Origin of the sequence: Sphingobacterium thermophilum (assembly GCF_039541675.1) — a bacterium.
Lineage (GTDB): Bacteria > Bacteroidota > Bacteroidia > Sphingobacteriales > Sphingobacteriaceae > Sphingobacterium > Sphingobacterium thermophilum.
This window is the reverse complement of sequence record NZ_BAABGR010000019.1, coordinates 13,363-32,703: the sequence shown is the minus strand read 5'-3', so window position 1 is coordinate 32,703 and position 19,341 is coordinate 13,363. Positions and strand designations below refer to the sequence as shown.

General features: G+C 35.9%; 14 protein-coding genes. 5 read left to right on the top strand and 9 right to left on the bottom strand.

The genetic code is table 11. From position 1 onward, the window contains the following. Window positions 1-93 precede the first annotated feature (93 nt). From ABD873_RS08895 to ABD873_RS08860, 8 genes are all read right to left on the bottom strand, one after another. Complete coding sequence (locus tag ABD873_RS08895) at window positions 94-303, bottom strand: transposase (protein ID WP_345067481.1); 210 nt, start codon at window positions 301-303, stop codon at window positions 94-96. Between the two features lie 284 nt (window positions 304-587). Then, entirely contained in the window at window positions 588-3,725 is a 3,138-nt protein-coding gene (locus tag ABD873_RS08890; RefSeq protein WP_345067478.1) for a type I restriction endonuclease subunit R, read from the bottom strand. Window positions 3,726-3,817: 92 nt separating this feature from the next. Then, on the bottom strand, window positions 3,818-5,068 hold the full coding sequence (locus tag ABD873_RS08885) for a type II toxin-antitoxin system HipA family toxin (RefSeq protein ID WP_345067475.1): 1,251 nt from the start codon (window positions 5,066-5,068) through the stop codon (window positions 3,818-3,820). A gap of 1 nt (window position 5,069) precedes the next feature. Then, window positions 5,070-5,351, bottom strand: coding sequence for a helix-turn-helix domain-containing protein (locus ABD873_RS08880; protein ID WP_345067472.1), 282 nt, complete (start codon window positions 5,349-5,351; stop codon window positions 5,070-5,072). A 187-nt stretch (window positions 5,352-5,538) separates the two neighbouring features. Further along, window positions 5,539-6,129 carry a DUF6088 family protein gene (locus tag ABD873_RS08875; protein WP_345067484.1) on the bottom strand — a complete coding sequence of 197 codons (591 nt, stop codon included), beginning with the start codon at window positions 6,127-6,129 and terminating at the stop codon, window positions 5,539-5,541. A gap of 293 nt (window positions 6,130-6,422) precedes the next feature. Further along, window positions 6,423-8,840, bottom strand: a complete 2,418-nt coding sequence (locus ABD873_RS08870; RefSeq protein WP_345067469.1) for an AAA family ATPase — start codon at window positions 8,838-8,840, stop codon at window positions 6,423-6,425. Between the two features lie 33 nt (window positions 8,841-8,873). Continuing rightward, complete coding sequence (locus ABD873_RS08865) at window positions 8,874-10,109, bottom strand: restriction endonuclease subunit S (RefSeq protein WP_345067466.1); 1,236 nt, start codon at window positions 10,107-10,109, stop codon at window positions 8,874-8,876. Beyond that, window positions 10,099-11,658 carry a type I restriction-modification system subunit M gene (locus tag ABD873_RS08860; protein ID WP_345067463.1) on the bottom strand — a complete coding sequence of 520 codons (1,560 nt, stop codon included), beginning with the start codon at window positions 11,656-11,658 and terminating at the stop codon, window positions 10,099-10,101. The genes ABD873_RS08865 and ABD873_RS08860 overlap by 11 nt, the downstream gene beginning before the upstream one ends. Window positions 11,659-12,443: 785 nt before the next feature. On the opposite strand from ABD873_RS08860, the gene ABD873_RS08855 reads away from it, so the two are divergent. Together ABD873_RS08855 and ABD873_RS08850 are read left to right on the top strand one after the other, a co-directional pair. Beyond that, window positions 12,444-13,529, top strand: a complete 1,086-nt coding sequence (locus tag ABD873_RS08855; protein ID WP_345067460.1) for a serine hydrolase domain-containing protein — start codon at window positions 12,444-12,446, stop codon at window positions 13,527-13,529. Window positions 13,530-13,671: 142 nt separating this feature from the next. Further along, entirely contained in the window at window positions 13,672-14,268 is a 597-nt protein-coding gene (locus ABD873_RS08850; protein WP_345067457.1) for a hypothetical protein, read from the top strand. Between the two features lie 137 nt (window positions 14,269-14,405). On the opposite strand, the gene ABD873_RS08845 is transcribed toward ABD873_RS08850, so the two are convergent. Further along, a complete protein-coding gene (locus tag ABD873_RS08845; RefSeq protein WP_345067454.1) occupies window positions 14,406-14,564 on the bottom strand; it encodes a hypothetical protein in 159 nt (52 codons plus the stop codon). Between the two features lie 266 nt (window positions 14,565-14,830). Between ABD873_RS08845 and ABD873_RS08840 the strand changes: the two genes are divergently transcribed. The 3 genes from ABD873_RS08840 (at window position 14,831) to ABD873_RS08830 (ending at window position 19,341) form a co-directional block, all read left to right on the top strand. Next, window positions 14,831-15,178, top strand: a complete 348-nt coding sequence (locus ABD873_RS08840) for a Rieske (2Fe-2S) protein (RefSeq protein ID WP_345067451.1) — start codon at window positions 14,831-14,833, stop codon at window positions 15,176-15,178. Between the two features lie 1,058 nt (window positions 15,179-16,236). Continuing rightward, the gene (locus tag ABD873_RS08835) at window positions 16,237-18,102 is read left to right on the top strand and encodes a fimbrillin family protein (protein WP_345067448.1); all 1,866 of its coding nucleotides are present in this window, start codon (window positions 16,237-16,239) and stop codon (window positions 18,100-18,102) included. Between the two features lie 201 nt (window positions 18,103-18,303). Next, a complete protein-coding gene (locus ABD873_RS08830; protein WP_345067445.1) occupies window positions 18,304-19,341 on the top strand; it encodes a UDP-glucose--hexose-1-phosphate uridylyltransferase in 1,038 nt (345 codons plus the stop codon).

Sequence of the window (19,341 nt, the reverse complement as noted above, 5' to 3'; positions counted from 1 at the left end):
TCTGCTCCGGTCTGAATCGTTTCCCTTTCATAATATACTGTTAAAGTTATCAATCATTTTTCTATTCTCTAACAGTCTTTTTTTCAGGGGAGCTTACACCTTGATCATCATACGAGGGTGGAAACTTGTGGTACCTCCGCCTTTGTACCGGGATACGATATGATCGATGTTCAGCTTATCGACTACCTCGTTTACCAGACGCACAGGATGGGCGGCAGGGATCCTGGAAAAAATATCTTCCGGAAATAGGCTCGGACTATTGGAGGGAAGAGCCTTAAATCGTATGTTTGGGTTCTTTGTCATGAACACCCTTAAATTACAAAATATAAGGGGACAATGAAAATCCCCGACACTTTTTGTCAGTATCGGGGAGCTTTTTTAAGGATGCTTTTTAGACAGCCTCTTTTGCTTTTAAGAGATTCCCTCATCGTGTATTAGCTATCTCATGGCACATCATGCGCATGGATTTTATCCCCTCATTATCCACCCTCTCTAACATATAACTACGATTTTGAAGAGAGTACAAAACTCTCCGTCCAGAAGGGGCATTTATAACCAATAAAAACAGGGAATGAATTAAACATTCCCTACCTATTCTTCTTAAAATTCTCGGCTTGTTCTAATACATTCTTGTAAACATCCTCTTGCGTTATTGGCGGATAACCATATTGGTGTAAAACGACAATGATGTCCATTTTCAATTGTGCTTTGATGTCATCACGCTCCGCCCAATCGGGATATTTGGCTGTGTTGTCCACTATCTTTTTGATTTCTTTGGCAAGCTCGAGCATCTTGTCCTGGTCAAATTCAAATCCGTATTGTTTACAGATCATATCCAAGATATCATAAAACGCTTTCTCTTCGTAATCGATACCTAAATCCTCAAAAGACGCCATCTCGGTGCGTAATTTTAAAATCAAGTCCAGCATTTGCTCTGCGGTATCGGATTGGATACCCTCATAATCCAAAATATCTTTTTCTGAACGTTCATTATAGCGATTCACTATAGACTGAAGACGTTCTGAAAACTCGATTCCTTTAACTTTATTTACTTTTTTGAAATCAGAAATGGTTTGTTTTAACAAGCGTTCTAAAATTTTAATTTTAGTATTGGGTAATTCTAAATTGGAGATTTTCTCAATGAATTTATCATTAAACAAATCAATGGCGTTGGCTTTATTGTCATCCAGTTTAAAGATTTCTTCCACGCCTTCTGAAATAATGGCTTCTTCTACCATTTTAGCCACTTTCGCATTCATTTGCGCGGTATCGGGTGCTTCGCCTTTGGTCAACTTGACAACAATGGATTTAACGGCAAAATAGAAATGAATTTCATCCACTTCCTTCGGCGTAAACAATTCAGAACCGCTGACCAAATTATAAGCCGACTTCAATTTTTTGGTTACATTTACAAAGAATTTCTCTGACTCTACGGTTTGTAAAACCAATTCAGAAGCTTTATTTAAACAGTTTAAACGCTCAACAGGATTTCCTTGGTAATAGAGCGAACTATCAAAATGGTGGAAGAATTGGCGCAATAATTCCACTTGATCCCGTACAATGATTTCTGCTTGTTGTAAATCTTCAAAATCATCCTCGGCAGTTTGGTTGTTGAACATCCCCAAAGCCTTGTTCAAATTCTTTTTAATACCAATATAATCAACCACTAATCCTCGATCTTTTCCTTCGTACTTACGATTGACTCGAGAAATGGTTTGAATTAAGTTATGCGTTTGCAATGGTTTATCGATGTATATCGTATCCAAAAACGGCACATCAAATCCGGTCAGCCACATGTCCACCACAATCGCAATTTTAAAATTGGATTTGATTTGTTTGAACTGACGATCCAATTCTTTTCGATATTCTTTATTACCCAAAAGTTCCCAAAGCTCTTTTTCATCATCTTTATTGCGTGTCATAACCATTTTTACACGCTCAATGGGTTTAATCTCCTTCTTTTCTTTCTCAGTTAAGCCTTCAGGCAGCATCACCTCTCCCCACTCCGGTCTTAAAGCCAAAATTTCCTGGTAGAGTTTGTAGGCAATTCCCCGAGAAGCACATACAAACATCGCTTTGCCTGCAACCGTTGCTTTTTCCTCCACTCGCTTTTCATAATGGTTGATAAAATCTTGGGCTATGGCTTTAATCCTGTCCGTATCTCCCAAAATTACTTCCATTTTGGCTATCGCTTTTTGACTGGCTTCCACATGGTATTCTGAGGCTCCTTCGGCTACTACGTTTTCGTAGTATTGTTCTATCTCCTGCACTTTGTTATAATCTAGATTGACTTTGGCAGCTCTTCCCTCATAAACCAATCGAACGGTAATCTCGTCGTTCACCGATTCAAACATCGTGTATTGATCCACCACATCTCCAAAGACTTCTAAGGTTTTGTCGATAGGAGTTCCGGTAAATCCTACATAGGTTGCATTCGGTAAAGAATCGTGCAGATATTTCGCAAAACCATAGGATTTTGTCACCCCTTTTTCCTCATCGATTTTTACCTTCATATCCAGATTAATTTGTGATCGATGGGCTTCGTCCGAAATACAAATAATGTTGGAACGTTCGGATAAAATTTCTGTATCTTCTGCAAACTTCTGTACCGTCGTCAAAAACACACCACCGCTCTCTCGTCCTCTCAAACGCTCTCTTAAATCGGCTCTGGATTCGATATTGATGATGTTTTCGTCGCCTATAAAATCTTTGGCATTGGTAAAATCTCTCGACAATTGGTCATCCAAATCCGTTCTATCCGAAATGATGATAATCGTAGGACTGGCAAAATCGGTCGAACGCATCAACAAACGCGTCAAATACAACATGGTAAAACTCTTACCGCAACCCGTTGCTCCAAAGTAGGTACCCCCTTTTCCATCGCCTTCAGGCTTTCGGTGTTTTTTGATGTTTTGATACAGCTTATTGGCGGCATAGTATTGCGGATAACGACTTAAAACTTTTAGTTCGTGCTTTGAGGTATCAGGAAACAATACAAAATGATGGATAATATCTACTAATCTTGTTTGATTCAACATGCCTTGCACCAAAGAAGTCGTAGTTTCAATTCCTGTTAAGGCTTTCTTTTCTGCTCCAGTAATTTTATTCCAACCGTAGTAAAATTCGTAAGGAGAAAATACCGTTCCTGCTTTGTTATTCACCCCATCACTAATGATACAAAAGACATTGTATTTTAAAAGTTCGGGAATATCCCTACGGTAACGGATGGTCAATTGCTTATAGGCATCATGTATGGTGACTTCCTCTTCTATGGCGGTTTTAAATTCAAAGATTACCACGGGAATCCCATTGATGTATAAAATTAAATCCGGAATACGCAACTCCGAACCTTGAATTTCTAATTGGTTGACAATTTTGAAGGTATTATTCTCGGTATTTTCAACATCAATATATCGTATATGTAAATCTTTATTGCTTGGATTATGACGTTTGAAAATAAAGCCGTCTGCCAATAGTTTACAGATGTATTTATTGGATTCATAAAGATTGGAAGCCGATTGAAAAGCCAATTCATTCACCAAACTTTCCAATTCTATCTCTTCCAAATCGGGATAACGATGTAATAAAAAAGAACGTAAGTCCTCTTTAATCAAAACCTCTTGATTAGAATTTCTTACGAGTTCTTTTCCATGGGTATAGTGATAGCCTTCTGTTTCCAAAAGGCTAATAAAAGCTTGTTCCAGTTGAGATTCGTTGTATTTCATGGTAACTTTTTCAAGTTAGGTTTTTCGAGTTTTTGTAACATGTAATCATAACATGTTACATTTTTTAGCTTTATGTAACATGAATATATGTATTAAAAATTAAAAGCTCCAGCCATTAATTCTTGTTCTGCTCGAGAAATTCCGATTTGCTTCGCCATGTTTTTCCAATTTTTCACCACAGTCGTTACTTCTCGGATTATCTCATCCATTTCTTTAGGTGTTAATCGGAAATACTCACCGACGCTTTTTGCCAATTCAAAATCCAAATCGTTATTATCCATATCAATATTCAAGGCTAAACCATCTTTATCTACCGATGGATTTAAATCATAAGCAGGTGATAAAATCCAACCTTCATTCGTCAGCAAAAAACCATGATTGCGCAAATGATCATCGGTATTTGAAATAGCAATATTAAAGATTATTCTTCGCCACAACTGGGCTAAATTTTCTTTGATATGCGTTCCGTGAGTCTGTATAAACTCTACTAAATCCAAATAACTAGCAGGCTGATTTTTGATGGTTTCTTCATTATTTCCTGTCATCGTCATTGCAGAAGCAAAATGAATTCGCTCTTTACCCACACGATCAAAACGCTTGGTAAAGAATGTATGGTACGAACCACTAATCTTTTCTATTCTACATTCAGCCATCGTTATACCGGCTTGTTTCGCCAATTGATAAGCCAAATATTCCCAAGCTCCTTTATCTATTGCATCATTTTTAGAAGGGAATTTTGCAATCCAAGGATGATGGTGATCGTCTAAAATATTCGCCTTAGGACGGGCTCCTCCCAAAGAAGAACCCGGAGCAATTAAAAGTTGCAACCATTGGGTCATGGCTTCATTATCGGTATCATTTTCGTAATGAACAACCGCTTGTTGTAACTCTCGAACAGATGACCAAGGAGGTGTTGCCTTTGCTGCATCATTATCTAAAAAATCTCCTTCCGGATCGAGCTTAAAACGCAAGGCTCCCATTCTCGTTTCATCATAGACACCTAATAAAAAATCGATATCGTATAAGGTTTTAGCTTTTTCGCCTTTTAGTTTGGCGAGTTGTGCCTCGCGTCTTTTCATGAGTGTACGTCCCCAAGTATCGGGCATACTGTCTAAAAACAGACCAAAGTTTTCTTTCTCATTGGCAAATTGTGGTCCAGCATATAAATGTAAATCAGGGTCTAACTGATATTGGTGACCAGACTTAAGCCATTGCTTATCGTACGAAAAGCTGAACGCTTTACGCCCCTTGGCTTGATGTGCAGATAAAACGCCCATGAGCAGAGGACCTTCTAGTCCCTGCCAATCGGCATACACATAAATATCTGTTTTTTGTACTGTCATCTTATAATAAGTCTAAATCTTGCAATTTTCTTCCAAAGGTGTCGTCTGCCGCCAACTTTAAAAAATCATCCTGCAAACCTAAAACGCGAAGTACATTAAAATAAGACCCCATGGCCACACTAGGATCGCCTTTCTCTATCAAGTTCAAAGTAGAACGTGCAATATCTGCCCGTTCTGCGACTTGTATCGCCGTTAATTTGCGACGCTTACGAGCGAGCTTTATTTGCTCTCCCATTTGTGCCAAGACGTCCTTATAGCGAGGTAAAACCACTTGCTTTTTCATAAAATGTACGTTATTTCATACAAAAATAATAAAAATGACTGAAATATCGGACATTTTTATTTTTATCCCTCATTCTTTCTTGTTTCCAAAAGGCTGATAAAAGCTTGTTCGAGTTGAGATTGGTTATTTCATGGTAACTTTTTCAAGTTGTGTTTTTGGGTTTTGGTAATTGAAATAGTAGAACGTGTTACAAATTTTGAGAAGTTGTATATAGGTTATTGATGTGTTTCTGAATCCAAACCGGAGCGTACTTCAATTGCTTTTGGACCACTTGAGGTTCGAGTTGAAGTACAGATGGCTTTATTTTTTCTATAAAATCTTCGGTTACTTTGTTTTGCCCCACCTCTTTAAATGCTTGCACGATTAAATGCAACAACCCATCTTTGATGGCAAAACTTCGGGGCACGGTCTTTTTAAATTTTATAGTCCGATTACCAATTTTAACCTCTCGTTGGGAACCATCAGTTAAATAGACCGCTTTTAATGGAACTTGTGTAGTAAGCCCCAATAAATACAAGGCCATAACACCCGTTGGTGCAATGCGTGCTTTGTCGCGTTGTGCTATCTGCTTGGCTATTTCTTCGGTAGTGGGATAAATAACACCCAACAAGGGATCTTTCTTAGGCTTGAGGTAAACACCTTGAGCCAAGCGTTCTAATATGCCTTCATTAACCAAACGAAAAAGTGTTAAACGAATATTACCAGGTGAACCATAAGCATAGAAATCTTCAGCGAAAAATATTTCGCCTAAAGAAGATTTTAAAATCTTTGTTTTTATTTGATTTTCAGATGGTTACAAAACAGCAATTCTGCATTCTTTCGTTTTAAAAGCCTCCGTCAGTACTTGTTCGAGTTACGATTCGTTGTATTTCATGGTAACTTTTTCAAGTTAAGTTTTTTGAGTTTTTGTAACATGAATATATGCATTAAAAATTAAATGCACCAGCCATTAATTCTTGTTCTACTCTGGAATAACTGAAATATTGGACATTTTTGTTTTTTTTTGATTCAATCATTGTTCTAAATATCCTCCTACCTACTTATAATTATACCTCAATAGCTTTATTTGATTCAAACAACACTTTCTTCAACTCCAATACTTTCTAATAATGCGTTATATTGATCTTCATCATTTTCTTTGATTTTATCAAGAATAAATTGAGCAACTTTTTTAAGTTCAGGAATCTCAATTGGAATCATTCCACGGTCAAAAATTTCTTCTAAATGTGATAATTCATTATTAACACGTTCAGTTAGAATTGTTGCTTGCTGATTATTTCCAAAATACTTCAAAAGTCTTTTCGAATTAGCATTCTTAGTTTGATTATCAATTCTTGAAGGATACTTATAAAATAACAATGCTTCTAAAAATTTTCTAGCATTATTTCCAAAATTATAGAATATTGAATGATTTTCATCATTTACAATATCAGCTTTAGCACATTTATAAATTTGCTCGAATAAAAAATTAAATTCTGTTACATAATCCTTAAGATATGATGGCATCAAATTAATTGTACTGTGATTCGCATATCTATTTATAATGAAATGTTCATTTTGTACATGCCCTTGAACTTTTGGAGAAAAGTTTAATCTTTTGAGATATTTTAAAAATTCCAAATTGTGTGTAGATATAAAAATCTGCTCAAAACGTTTCTTAATAAATAATTCATTATTTATCAAACTATAAACATAGAAAATATGATTTGTATCTAAACTTGAAATCGGGTCATCAATAAAAATAATAGGCTGTTGTCCTGCAGTATGTACATCATCAAGTTTTGCCATAAAATAACAAAATGAAATAATACTACATTCTCCTTCACTTAAATGATAAGCTATACTACCATTTCTTACAATATTAAAGCGTATCTTCTTATCCGACTCTGCCTCCTCCTCTATAGCTTGTAATTCAAGGCTTTGATGGCCAAAATAATTTTGTAAATATTCATTTACTTTTCTAGCTCCCTCTTCTTCATTATTTAGTTGACGAGTTAACTCTTCTATTTCTATTTCTTTAGCTCGAATATAACCATCCAAATTAGTCAACTCTATTTTTTTTTCATTGAGTTCTAATTCATTAACTTCAATATTTTCTTTTTGTCGAGAATATTGTATTGTATCAACGAAACGCTTCACCTCAAGCAATCTAAGCTCTTTTTTTGCTTGTATTTTATTATCATTTAACTGATTAGAATAAGAGTTATTTCTATCTCTTATTTCATAAAATTTTGTGATAGTCGATCGAAAATTTTCCTCATTAAATAATGGTGTGTAAGAATTCTCAATAGGTCTATGAATTTCTTTTAATCGATCATTTATCTTTGTTAATAAAAACTCTAAATCTGTTCTGTATTCCTGCAAATATTGATTAAATTCATTATTACATTCTTCTAAGTCGTGGTGAAAATTAATATAGAATAAATCTAAACTCGGCAAAATATACTTTTTAGAGTTTTCTAGCTCACTCTCTATTTTTGTTTTATATTTATTTAGAGAAAGTTCTAGTTTCTTAGACTCTTCGTCAAAATGGTTATCAAGTTGTTCCCATCGATAACTTGAGATTTTATTGCCACAAAACTTACACTCACATTCTCTATCCTTAGAATGCAGTTCATAACCAGTTTTTACCCATTGATTTAATTCATTATTATATAACAATTCCGATATTTTATTTCCATCCAGTAAAGGCTGTTTTAATAATTTGAGAATTTCTTCTACACATTCATCAAACACATTATTAAATAGTATCTCATAGTTAATATTTGCCTTTTGAACTTCTGCTATTTTTTGAAGATTCATAGCTTCTTGTTCACTATCAATTGGAATAAATGCATCATCTAGAACTGTTTCAATATCTTGCTTTAGCCTTGTAATATTATAATTTATCTCCCCAAATTTGATATGTTGTTGTTTTATGCTATCTGTACCTCTTGTTGCTTTATTTGACAACTGTGTTTCTAATGCGCTTTTTAGACTTTCAACTTCCTTACCTTTCTCTTGAACCAACAATTTCAAATCTTCTAATTCTTTATATTTAAGAGTTTTGGAGTCTCCAATACTATCACCTAACTCATCCTTAATAGATTTAATTTGCTCTTCTATTTCATTATTTTCACCAAGAATTGCAAAGGGTTTTATATCTGAACTATTATCTATTATAAATCTTAGATTTTCTTTAATAAAATCCTCATTATAGCACCTTACGTTTAAAGAATTGGCAGAGAAATTTGATTGATTAATTGTAGAATTATCATTTAAAACAATTTCAAATTGTGGATTAATATATTTAGGAGATATAACTTTAGTTTCTAATGCTCTAATTATTCTTGATAAAGTAGTTTTACCAGAATAGTTTCTTCCATAAATAATATTTTCTTTTTTAAACTCTTTAACGTTATTTCCTGGTGTATCTCTTACAGATACATCCCATTGAAAATTTTGGTATAAACCTAAATTATTGATGTTTATCTTTTTTATGTAAGTCATAGTACTCCCTTTAGTTAGTAGTTTTTATTATAATCACCCCTCCAACCTCGCCAACCTACTCAACAACAACGATTGAAGTTCGGTGAGTTTATCATTTTCTTTTATTATTGTTACTATTCTTTGATTTATGGCTTTAACTGTAGATTCAAATTGAGAAAGAAGATTTGTCGATGGGATTAGTAAATCCAACAGTTCTACGTTATACATTGGTAATTTAGCTTGAACTCCACCAACAGTTTTCATTTCAATTTCTCTTTGCCCCCTTTCAGATACTAAATAGTGATATAAATAGTCCTTATTTATTTTTTTTAAGTTGGTCAACTTAAAGCAGTTCTCTGTCAAATTTGCTTTATTTAAAGATTCATCAATTACATTGACTAAACCAATTGTTCCAACAATAGAAATTATTACATCATTTGTATCAACCGTATATCTAGATATTTCTTTTTGAGTTATATCATCTACAAACATAAATTCAGAATTAATAGTCATAAATTTATTTTTGTTCATATCCGCAACTCTTATATATGGTCTACCTACCTTATTCTTATTAAGTTCTGAATCTTTTGGTAATCTTTTACCCCCTTTTATGTTTGCATAATCCTTAAGCGTACCAACCTCCCAACCCTCCGGAATTTCTTTTTCTAATTCTTCATTCCATACCATTTTACCGCCGGAAGATTTGTAAGGTTTTCCATCTTCGTTGGGGAACTCAAAATCCACAAACCAATGTTTGTACAAAGCTTGAGCAGTGGCTTCTAACTTCTCGCAGATTTGTTTGTTGACTCTTATTTTGTTCTCAACTGCTTGGTATTGGGCGACAATCTCTCGTTGCTTTTCGATGGAGGGAATGGGTAATTCCATATTACAAAAATCTTCCCATTCTAAACTTCCACGAACACCACCAACAGCATGAAAACAAGCTTCTCTATCAAATTCGCTTCTTGTAAACCATAGCATCAAATAATCTGGTAAAACTTCATTTTCATCTTTCACTTCAAAAACAGGATATGCGGGCGAAAGAATCGCTACATCTAATTCTTTCAATAATGCAACAGGCATTTTTTTATCTCTTCTGACCTGCATCGTACTGCAAGCAAACTGATTTCTACGGATAATCTTATAATTTTTCATATCCGTACCAATCGTATTTGCAACAGAGGGAATAAATTTTTTATGGATTGTTAATCCTACTAGAGTAACAACTTGTAAATCCTTATTCCTTTCATCAACCAACCGAATCAATTCCCCAATCTTCCTATAACTCATATCCCAAACTTTTAAACACGTTTACCACTTCTTGTTTCAAAGCTTCTTCTTGCTGAAATAAGTCTTTCAATTCCGCTTGTAAGGTTTGCATTTGGGCATCGTAATCCAGGCTTTCATCTCTGTTGACAAATTCGATATACTTGCTCGGTACCAAGGAATAATCTTTCTTACGGATTTCTTCGATGGTGGCACTGTAGCAATATTCGGGTTCGTTAGCATAGGTATGCTCGTATCCTTTTTGTTGCCAGTGATGGTAGGTGGCTGCAATCTGCTCAATATCCTGTTCAGAAAACTGAATGAATTTCTTTTCGAATGGTTCGCCTTTTTGGCGTAAATCCATAAACAAAACTTCACCTTGGCGGTTGCGATAGTTTTTCACACCGTCATTTACTTTCACGGTGCGTTCCGTTTTGTTACGGTTCAGAATCCAAAGGGTTACCGAAATATTTGTAGAGTAAAACATATCTTGAGGCAAAATCAAAATCGCTTCTACCAAATCATTTTCGATAATCTGTTTACGGATTTTGTATTCTTCCCCACCACCCGAAAGGGCACCGTTGGCCAGGATAAATCCAGCCACACCGTTTTGTGAGAGTTTGGAAATCATATTCAAAATCCAAGCGTAGTTGGCATTGGATTTTGGCGGCACTTCGTAGCCAGCCCAGCGTGGGTCGTCGGTCAGCTCGTTTTCGGCACGCCAATCTTTAAGGTTAAATGGCGGATTGGCCATGATGTAATCGGCTTTCAAATCCTTGTGCTGGTCATCGTGGAAAGTATCGGCTGCTTTACTGCCTAAATTGGCAGAAATCCCACGGATGGCCAAGTTCATTTTAGCCAGTTTAAAGGTTGTATTCGTTAATTCCTGTCCGTAAATGGAAACGTCCTTCTTGTTGCCTTGGTGTTTCTCGATAAACTTCAACGACTGCACAAACATACCTCCGGAACCGCAGGCAGGGTCATAGATTTTTCCTTTATAAGGCTCAATCATTTCGGCAATCAGATTTACAATCGATTTCGGGGTATAGAATTCTCCTTTTCCCTTCCCTTCGGCAATAGCGAATTTGCTCAGGAAATATTCGTACACACGCCCCACAATATCTTGGGCTTCATCGCGTAGCGTATCGATATTATTGATGGTATCGAGCAAAGCCGTAAACTTCGAATGGTCGAGTCCCAGACGAGAAAAATAGTTATCGGGCAAAGCGCCTTCTAAGGATTTGTTGTTGCGCTCTATGGTTTTGAGTGCCGTATCGACTTTTAAGGTAATATCCTGTTGTTTGGCGTTTTCGATGATGTAATCCCAACGTGATTCTTCCGGTAAATAGAAGACATTTTCGGCTTGGTAAAATTCCGGTATTTCCAAAAAAGCTTCTTTGCCCTCGGCTATTAACTGTTCGCGTCGTTTGATGAATTTGTCACTCGCAAACTTTAAGAAAATTAAACTTAAAACAACGTGTTTGTATTCAGACGGTTCTATGGAACCACGTAATTTATTTGCTGCGTCCCAAAGGATTTCTTCGGTACTTTTGGTTTGTAGTTTTTTTGCCATTTGTGGATATTATGATACTTAGAGTTAAAGCAAAATTATTGTTTTCTATGACAAGGAATTTTTGTGTTTAAATATACTCAGAAAATCCAAATTGACTTACGGGAAACCGTAATCCGTAAACCTTAACTTAATAGATTATAATCAAAAAAGAATAAAGAGTCATCCAAGAAGATGGGGTATTTCTTCCAATGATGTCATATAGCGTTCGCTAGTGTTTCAGTGAGAAAAGAATTTTTGGTAAGCGCTAAATCCAGTACCATCCAGCCTGCATTACTTCTTAAATTCTAATTACTAAAATATCTTATGTTTTTCAATAAAGGAAATGAATCCGATAAAAAAAAATAGTCTTTAGTTTTAGTACCTAAAGACTATAAATGAGAAATATCATCATAGAAACATGTATAACAGCATCAGCTCTTGTAAAGCCTAAGCGCACCAAACAAACCCTTTTCCTAAAAAAATTTTTAGAATCCCAATACGTCGGGCCTAGCAACGGACATATACAGATAGAATAAAACCAGAGCTGACAGGGAAAGAAGAATGGTAATAATAGCAAGAATATGAATAATGGATATTTTGATTCTCATAAAGTTACAAATTGAAACACCAAAGCAAAGCTATAAACCGAAACTTAAGCACACGCGCCTTCAACGATAAAAACTATTTTTTTGTAGCTAAATCATACATAGCCACAAAAAGATTTAGTATCTTTAAACGGAAGCTTTAAAATCGGTTTCTTTCAATTATCACCTAAACGCCATCAACAAGTGAGTTTTAATTACATTATGAAGAAAATCTTATTGTCTATACTCCTTATATCCATGCATATAGTTTACGCGCAGGAACCTTACAATATTCTTCGTCAGGCTTACAACGACAAAGCTCCCGGCACCTCCCTTGCCATACGTACAGAAGGCAAGACAACATACCATCAGCGTGGCCTTGCAAATCTCGAAAAGGCTTATCCTATCACAATGACTACTCATTTCAGGATGGCCTCTGTCAGCAAACAATTTACAGCGATGGCGATATACCTCCTGCACCGGCAAGGTAAGTTAAACCTCGAAAATCCCATATCCAAATATCTGGAGGGTTTACCGCCGCGTACGCAAGCTATAACCATAAGTCACTTGTTGAACCACACCTCGGGACTTGTGGACTATGAGTCCCACATCCCTACGCATCAGACTGCACAGCTCACCGACCGCGATGTTCTGCACATTATTGCTGACATAGATTCTGTATACTTCCCTGCCGGAACGAGGTTTCAGTATAGCAATACGGGTTACTGCCTTTTGGCATTGATTGTTGAAAAAGTCGCCGGGCTATCCTATCCCGATGCGGTGAAAGAGCTGATATTCAAACCTTCAGACATTAAACGTGCTACCGTATACCCTACTCCTCACGACAAAGAAAGAGCTTACGGTTACCACCCGACATCCGTAGGATTTAGATTGGCGGACCAAAGTATTACTTCCGCTACCAAAGGGGACGGCGGCGTATATATCTCCATGGAAGAATATCTTAAATGGGTTAATAACCAAAACCCACTTTGGGATGAAAGCTACAAAGCCGACCTCGAAAAGTATGCTGTATATGTCAAAGATGACGTATACTATAGCCTAGGCTGGTTTTTCACACGTAAAGGCAGAGACCTCTTTCTTTTCCATTCGGGTGAAAGCACAGGATTTCACAACATTGTCGTCTGGAATATGACAGACAATAACGTACTCGCGTTGTTTTCTAACCGTGACGATATGAAGATAGCAGAAGTATACGACAAGCTCATGAAACACCAACAGCTTACATTCAATTTAATTAATATCCCTCTTTTCCTCTGGCTGAATAAGGTATATATGAACGATCTGTGATTTAAAGTCTAAAAGAACTTTTTCGTTTTTGATGTTTGAAGATGAACATCTATTTATTACAGTAGATACCCGTCTCCTATTTCTTGGAAGTAGATATTTCATTTTTTATTTTCGCCGGACAAACATATTGAAAAACAATAAAGTGTCTGACAGATTTCTTATTAGCCTTTTCTTCCTTATCTTCTTTTCTGAAGCCATACACACACAGGACAATCTGAGTTTCAAATATTTCGGTTTGAGTATACATCCGCACGGCGAAAGAGACAATGCGCATCTCATGCCCAACAAGTTGGATAAAAACGCCTATGGTGTGATCAACTACGGTGCAGCTCTCGGCTATGAAAAATTTATCATTAAAGATGCACTTTCCTTGAAAGCCGTTCAAGCGCTTTATGCGGACTGTGCCGAACAATTTGCCGGATTCTCTCATATAGGCTTGCGGGCAAAAATCTATGGACACCGCAAAGGGAGCTTATATGGAGGAATAGACCCTACCCTGGTTTACAGAAAAAATTGGCACTCCCTAGATGCTTATGTGGACCGATATCGCTTCAAAGGAAAGCAGGAAGATAAATGGCAATATATGTTTCTTTGGTATGGAGGTGAGTTGGAATATAGACTCCGTCTTTCAGAATCCATAAACCTCGCTGTATCTTTTATCCCCGGATATCCGGATCTAATGAGCCTCTCTTGGGGCATTTCATACCATATGCCTAAAAAAGAAAAAAGAGTCCAATGAATCATCGGACTCTATACCAACTGCATCAACTACAATTGACCTAAACCTTATGACGAATGAACTATATATCTCAAAACTTATGACACTTCCGTCCGTGAAAGTTATCTTATAGCTTAGTAATTTTCTTTCCTATTTTCCTATCGGAACATCTCTTTTATCTGTTTTGCTGTCCTTATAATACCTTGCAGCTCATCCTCGTTGATATCCTGCTCTTCGATATCCATGAGCTTGAGTTTTACGAAGACTTTACCTTCATCGAACTCCGCATTATGATTTAGTGAAATAAATAATAACATTATACTTTCAATCAATAGTTACATAGTTAAACACTTAATTCACAGAAATATATAAACGCTACAGCAAAAAATAGATGAATTTGTGAATGGTCCTTCTCATAGATAGCTGCCTTTATGGATATCCAAGGCGATTATCAGGTTTGAACTCTTTTCTCTAACAAACTTATTTTATTGAAAAATTTTAAAAAAACGGGAAACCGTAAAATATCTAAAAAAATCACAATTTAAATTTAAAAGCTATCCGCCTATAATGCTTATATTTAGGTATGAAATGGCTCAGGATTCCCGAACAGACATTTTCCTCTGAAAAAGAAATTCAGCTTCTTAAGCTTAGCGGTACGAAATTCTGTCTTATTCACCATCAGGGACACTGGTATGCCACAGCCACTAGATGTACCCATGCCGGTGCCAACTTAGCCTACGGCTGGTGCGAAAAAGGTGAAATCATATGCCCTTACCACAGGCACCGCTTCAATCTCATAAATGGAAAGGGAGCTGAAGGACAAAACAACTATATCCGTACTTACAGACTTCAACAAAGAGAAGACGGAATATATATTGAGCTTCCTCAAAGTTTATTCCGGAAAATCCTAGATTTTTTTAAATTACTATAAGACAACGACTTCACTAAAGGAGATGTATTACACTTAAGGGCTTTTTAATTCTATATATTTTTTTCTCATAGCAAATAAATTTTTAGAATTCATTACAAAGTTATACTCTTAAACATCGCTTGGATTTACTAAAAACTTTACAGTACTTTTCGTGTATTCAAAGAGAAATTTGAAATCATTATCCAATCATGGTTTTGCAATTCAAACTTTTGATATCGAGACCTACAAATTACCTACAAATAGGTATTGAACGGTTATAAAAAATCATCGATTATTGTAGATTGAACGCTTGGTATTGGCTTCATTCCGCCAACCTTGCAATGCGATGGTATATATTGAAAATTTATTGACAAACGAAAACGAATTGAGTATTTTTCAAATAGTTTAATATCAACGAAGAAAAGTAGGTTTATGCTTGTAAATAGTATGCAATCATAACAACCAACGATTCAAAACCTTGAAAGAAAATAATTATTAAACTAAAAATAAAATCGTTTTACACAAAAAAAATCGCATAATTCGATAAAAAACACTTATTTAAAATAAACACCTGAAAATCAAATAATAACAAAAACAACAATCCAAACTCTACAAAAAAACCTAAAACTAACAATTATCATAAAACTACCAAACCTTCCTAATAAAAAACCATTATCCCTCGCTATAAAATAATAACTAAAATTTTAGTTAATTACACACAACAAATAGGCAAACACAAATCACCCGCACAAACAGAAAACAAACCAACAATCACATAAATTTCAACATTTGATTTATCGTTTTGTAATATATAGATTTGCTTTATCACTAATTAATAATTCGTTTTACCCTAATTTTAAATTAAAAAATTTAAAACAAAACCTATGAACAAACAATATGAAAAGCCGAAAGTGACGCTAGAACATCTTGTTATGGAGAGTTGTATTGCCGCAGCGTCTGCAATTGTGGATGACGACACATACAATCCCGTAGTAGAAGACTTCATTGAAGATTCTAACTCAAACATTGATGGATTTGGAGATCTGTAGTCCTAACTTATTAAAAAACATTAAAGAATTATGAAACTAAAATCGGCATATTTTAACCAAAGATCATTAAAACTTTTTGCACTAGCATCATTACTTGTAGGGGCAAGTGTTTCTTGTACAAAAGAAAAGGAAGAGTCAATCGCCATTGACGGAAATTATAATCTGATAGTTTCTGTTAACGGAATTGAGGAATACGTTTCAGCTGGGGATCTGACTAAACAAGCTTCTTCAAAAGCAGAAAAGGCTTTTGACATCGAATATTACAATGGTTTTGATGCTATCACAAATTTTGAAGAATCATTACCATTAGCAGAAGCAACTAACCTTAATTCTTCCTCTATCAACATCAAAAATATAGCTGCTAAATCTACTTTAGGCAACAACGTCAAATACAGATTACTTATCTTTAGAGATGACAACAATACTTTAGTAGAGAACAAAGAACTTTCAGCAGTAAATAAAGAAGGCCTTAAGTTAAATTCAGGAATCCGATATAGATGGGTGGCTTTCTCGACCAATGAAACTACTGTTCCAAATATTACTGGAGACAATATCATCTCTAAAGACGCCCTCGAAAATAAAGACTTCTTGTACAGTTCGGACACTATCACATTGAAAGTAGGTCAAAACTCATTGCCAATTACTTTTAAACGATATACTACGCAATATGAAGTAAATATTGACGTTCGTGGTATGTTTGGTGAATTGTTAGAGGGAACGGAAGTAACTTTGTCAAGCAAATCGTATGGAAATTTGTTCACTAAGTCAGATTTTAATGTCTTGACAGGAAATTATACAGGTACTCCTGTAATTGTAAAATTAAAAGGTTCCAAAATCACAGGATCTGAAGTTGATAAAAAGAAAGTTACTTTCTTCAGTGCTAGCGATGCAGCGGTAGGAGAAAACGAATTGGTTGTGAAGTTTTCACCATTAAAGCTCCGTATGCATGACAATAGCATCCGTGAATTTGAAAATTCAGAAGTTAACTTAAAACATAAGTCTTTAAAAGGTACAAATGGCGATATTTCCTCCACTCGTGGAAGAAAATATACAATTACTGCTACTCTAGTAGAGTCTGGCCTACGTGTGGGCAACTCTTCTACAGTTTGGGCAAGATCCAATCTTTGGTACGATGCTTCAAACCCTACCGCACCATACCGCTTTAGAGTAAGCCCATTCTATAGAGATGAATATTCAAAAGTGAACAAAGTTCTAACGGATCCAAATGACTTGTGGAAGTGGAGAGCACTAACACCTGACGGTACTCCAAATCAAGGAGACCCTTGTAGTTTAGTTTATCCAGCCGGAGTTTGGAGAATGCCAACTGCCTCAGAATATCAAACATTAATTAGTCAAAATCCAATATCTGCAGGCCAATCAAGTAATTCAGGAATACTTAATGCTTTAGAGCGTAATGATGTAGATTGGACTAATGGATTTCTTGAGATTGGTGCATATAAATATCTTGAGTTTAATCTTCAGTATAACGCAAGCAATCCAAATCAACCTAACGCTTACAAAATACCTTATATCAATGGTTTTAGCTTTAGTACTAGTGATAAGTTGTCTTTCGGAGGAATTGGTTATAAAAATAAAAATAATGAAGTTAAAAGACGTCCTGCTTACGGTGTAGGTATTAATATATTGGGAATAAAAGTAGCCGATGTGGTTGACGGAGGAGGCTTTTATTGGACTTCAACAAAATCAGGTAATAATCCTTCATCATTCCAATATGATTATACTTCAGTCGTTTTAGTAGGAGTGAATTTAAGTCGACTTTTAGGTATAAACTTATTAGATATAAGTCTTCTATCAGATAAAAACTTTGCACAAGTTGTTAAAAGTGATTTAGCACAGGATCATAGACTTAATATTCGCTGTGTTCGCGCACAATAAGAAAGTGTAGTTGCTCCTAAATAAAAAGGCATGAGAAATTCTCATGCCTTTTTATTTTTTCATTTTTCTTGCACTAACTTTAACTAAATCGAAATAAAATCTTTATTTATTTGACAAATTACTTTATTTTAGCCTACATATATTTAAGCCAGAAAAGAAAGAATAACATAACCAATTATATTTTAGTGTCTGACAACAAACATGATAGATCTTGACCAACCGCATCATCGCATAAATTTACTGACAGGCGAAAAAGTCTTGGTATCACCGCATCGCAGCAAAAGACCGTGGCAAGGAAAGGTGGAACAGCTTCCTTCAACCGATAGACCGCAATACGATCCGAAATGCTACCTCTGCCCCTCCAATGCTAGAGCTGACGGAACCATAAATCCGGACTACAAAGACACCTATGTCTTTGTCAACGATTTTTCGGCCATCCTAGAAAACACACCTGTTGAACAATATAACCATGCCAACCTTTTACAGGCCACAACAGAAAGAGGGATATGTAAAGTCATTACCTTCTCTCCTCGTCATGATCTTACGCTTCCCGAAATGGAAGTTGAAGATATAGTGAAGGTGGTAAACCTCTGGCAAAAGGAATTCAACGAGCTTTCCCAAAAAGATTGGATTAAATATATCCAGATTTTTGAAAATAAGGGCGAGATCATGGGATGCAGTAACCCGCATCCCCATGGACAGATATGGTCGCAAAGTTCTCTACCCAACGAAATTCTCATTGAATCGTATAGACAAAAAGAATATTTCGATACACATGGCGTTTCCCTCCTGGAAGCTTATGTGGATATAGAACGAAAGCTAGACCAGCGTATCATTATTGACAACAATCATTTCGTGGCTTTGGTTCCCTTCTGGGCAACATGGCCCTACGAAACTATGATTGTCAGCAAAAAACATCGTCAGCATATAGGCCAGTTTACAGAAAATGAAAAGCTAAGCCTAGCAGCAACCCTGCGGGAGCTGACCATTCGATATGACAATATTTTCCAGACTTCTTTCCCGTATTCTGCAGGCATGCATCAGGCGCCAGTAAATAGCGGAGAGCAACCGCACTGGCATTGGCATATGCACTTTTACCCTCCATTGTTGCGTTCGGCGACGGTAAAGAAATTTATGGTAGGCTATGAAATGCTAGCATCGCCTCAACGTGATATCACACCTGAAGCTGCTGCCAACATTATTAAAAATCAACCGACTGTCCATTATAAAAATAAGTAA

Coding starts and splice junctions, on each gene's coding strand:
- ABD873_RS08895 (WP_345067481.1), bottom strand. CDS start 303: ATGACAAAGAACCCAAACATACGATTTAAGGCTCTTCCCTCCAATAGT.
- ABD873_RS08890 (WP_345067478.1), bottom strand. CDS start 3,725: ATGAAATACAACGAATCTCAACTGGAACAAGCTTTTATTAGCCTTTTG.
- ABD873_RS08885 (WP_345067475.1), bottom strand. CDS start 5,068: ATGACAGTACAAAAAACAGATATTTATGTGTATGCCGATTGGCAGGGA.
- ABD873_RS08880 (WP_345067472.1), bottom strand. CDS start 5,351: ATGAAAAAGCAAGTGGTTTTACCTCGCTATAAGGACGTCTTGGCACAA.
- ABD873_RS08870 (WP_345067469.1), bottom strand. CDS start 8,840: ATGACTTACATAAAAAAGATAAACATCAATAATTTAGGTTTATACCAA.
- ABD873_RS08865 (WP_345067466.1), bottom strand. CDS start 10,109: ATGAGTTATAGGAAGATTGGGGAATTGATTCGGTTGGTTGATGAAAGG.
- ABD873_RS08860 (WP_345067463.1), bottom strand. CDS start 11,658: ATGGCAAAAAAACTACAAACCAAAAGTACCGAAGAAATCCTTTGGGAC.
- ABD873_RS08855 (WP_345067460.1), top strand. CDS start 12,444: ATGAAGAAAATCTTATTGTCTATACTCCTTATATCCATGCATATAGTT.
- ABD873_RS08845 (WP_345067454.1), bottom strand. CDS start 14,564: ATGTTATTATTTATTTCACTAAATCATAATGCGGAGTTCGATGAAGGT.
- ABD873_RS08840 (WP_345067451.1), top strand. CDS start 14,831: ATGAAATGGCTCAGGATTCCCGAACAGACATTTTCCTCTGAAAAAGAA.
- ABD873_RS08835 (WP_345067448.1), top strand. CDS start 16,237: ATGAAACTAAAATCGGCATATTTTAACCAAAGATCATTAAAACTTTTT.
- ABD873_RS08830 (WP_345067445.1), top strand. CDS start 18,304: ATGATAGATCTTGACCAACCGCATCATCGCATAAATTTACTGACAGGC.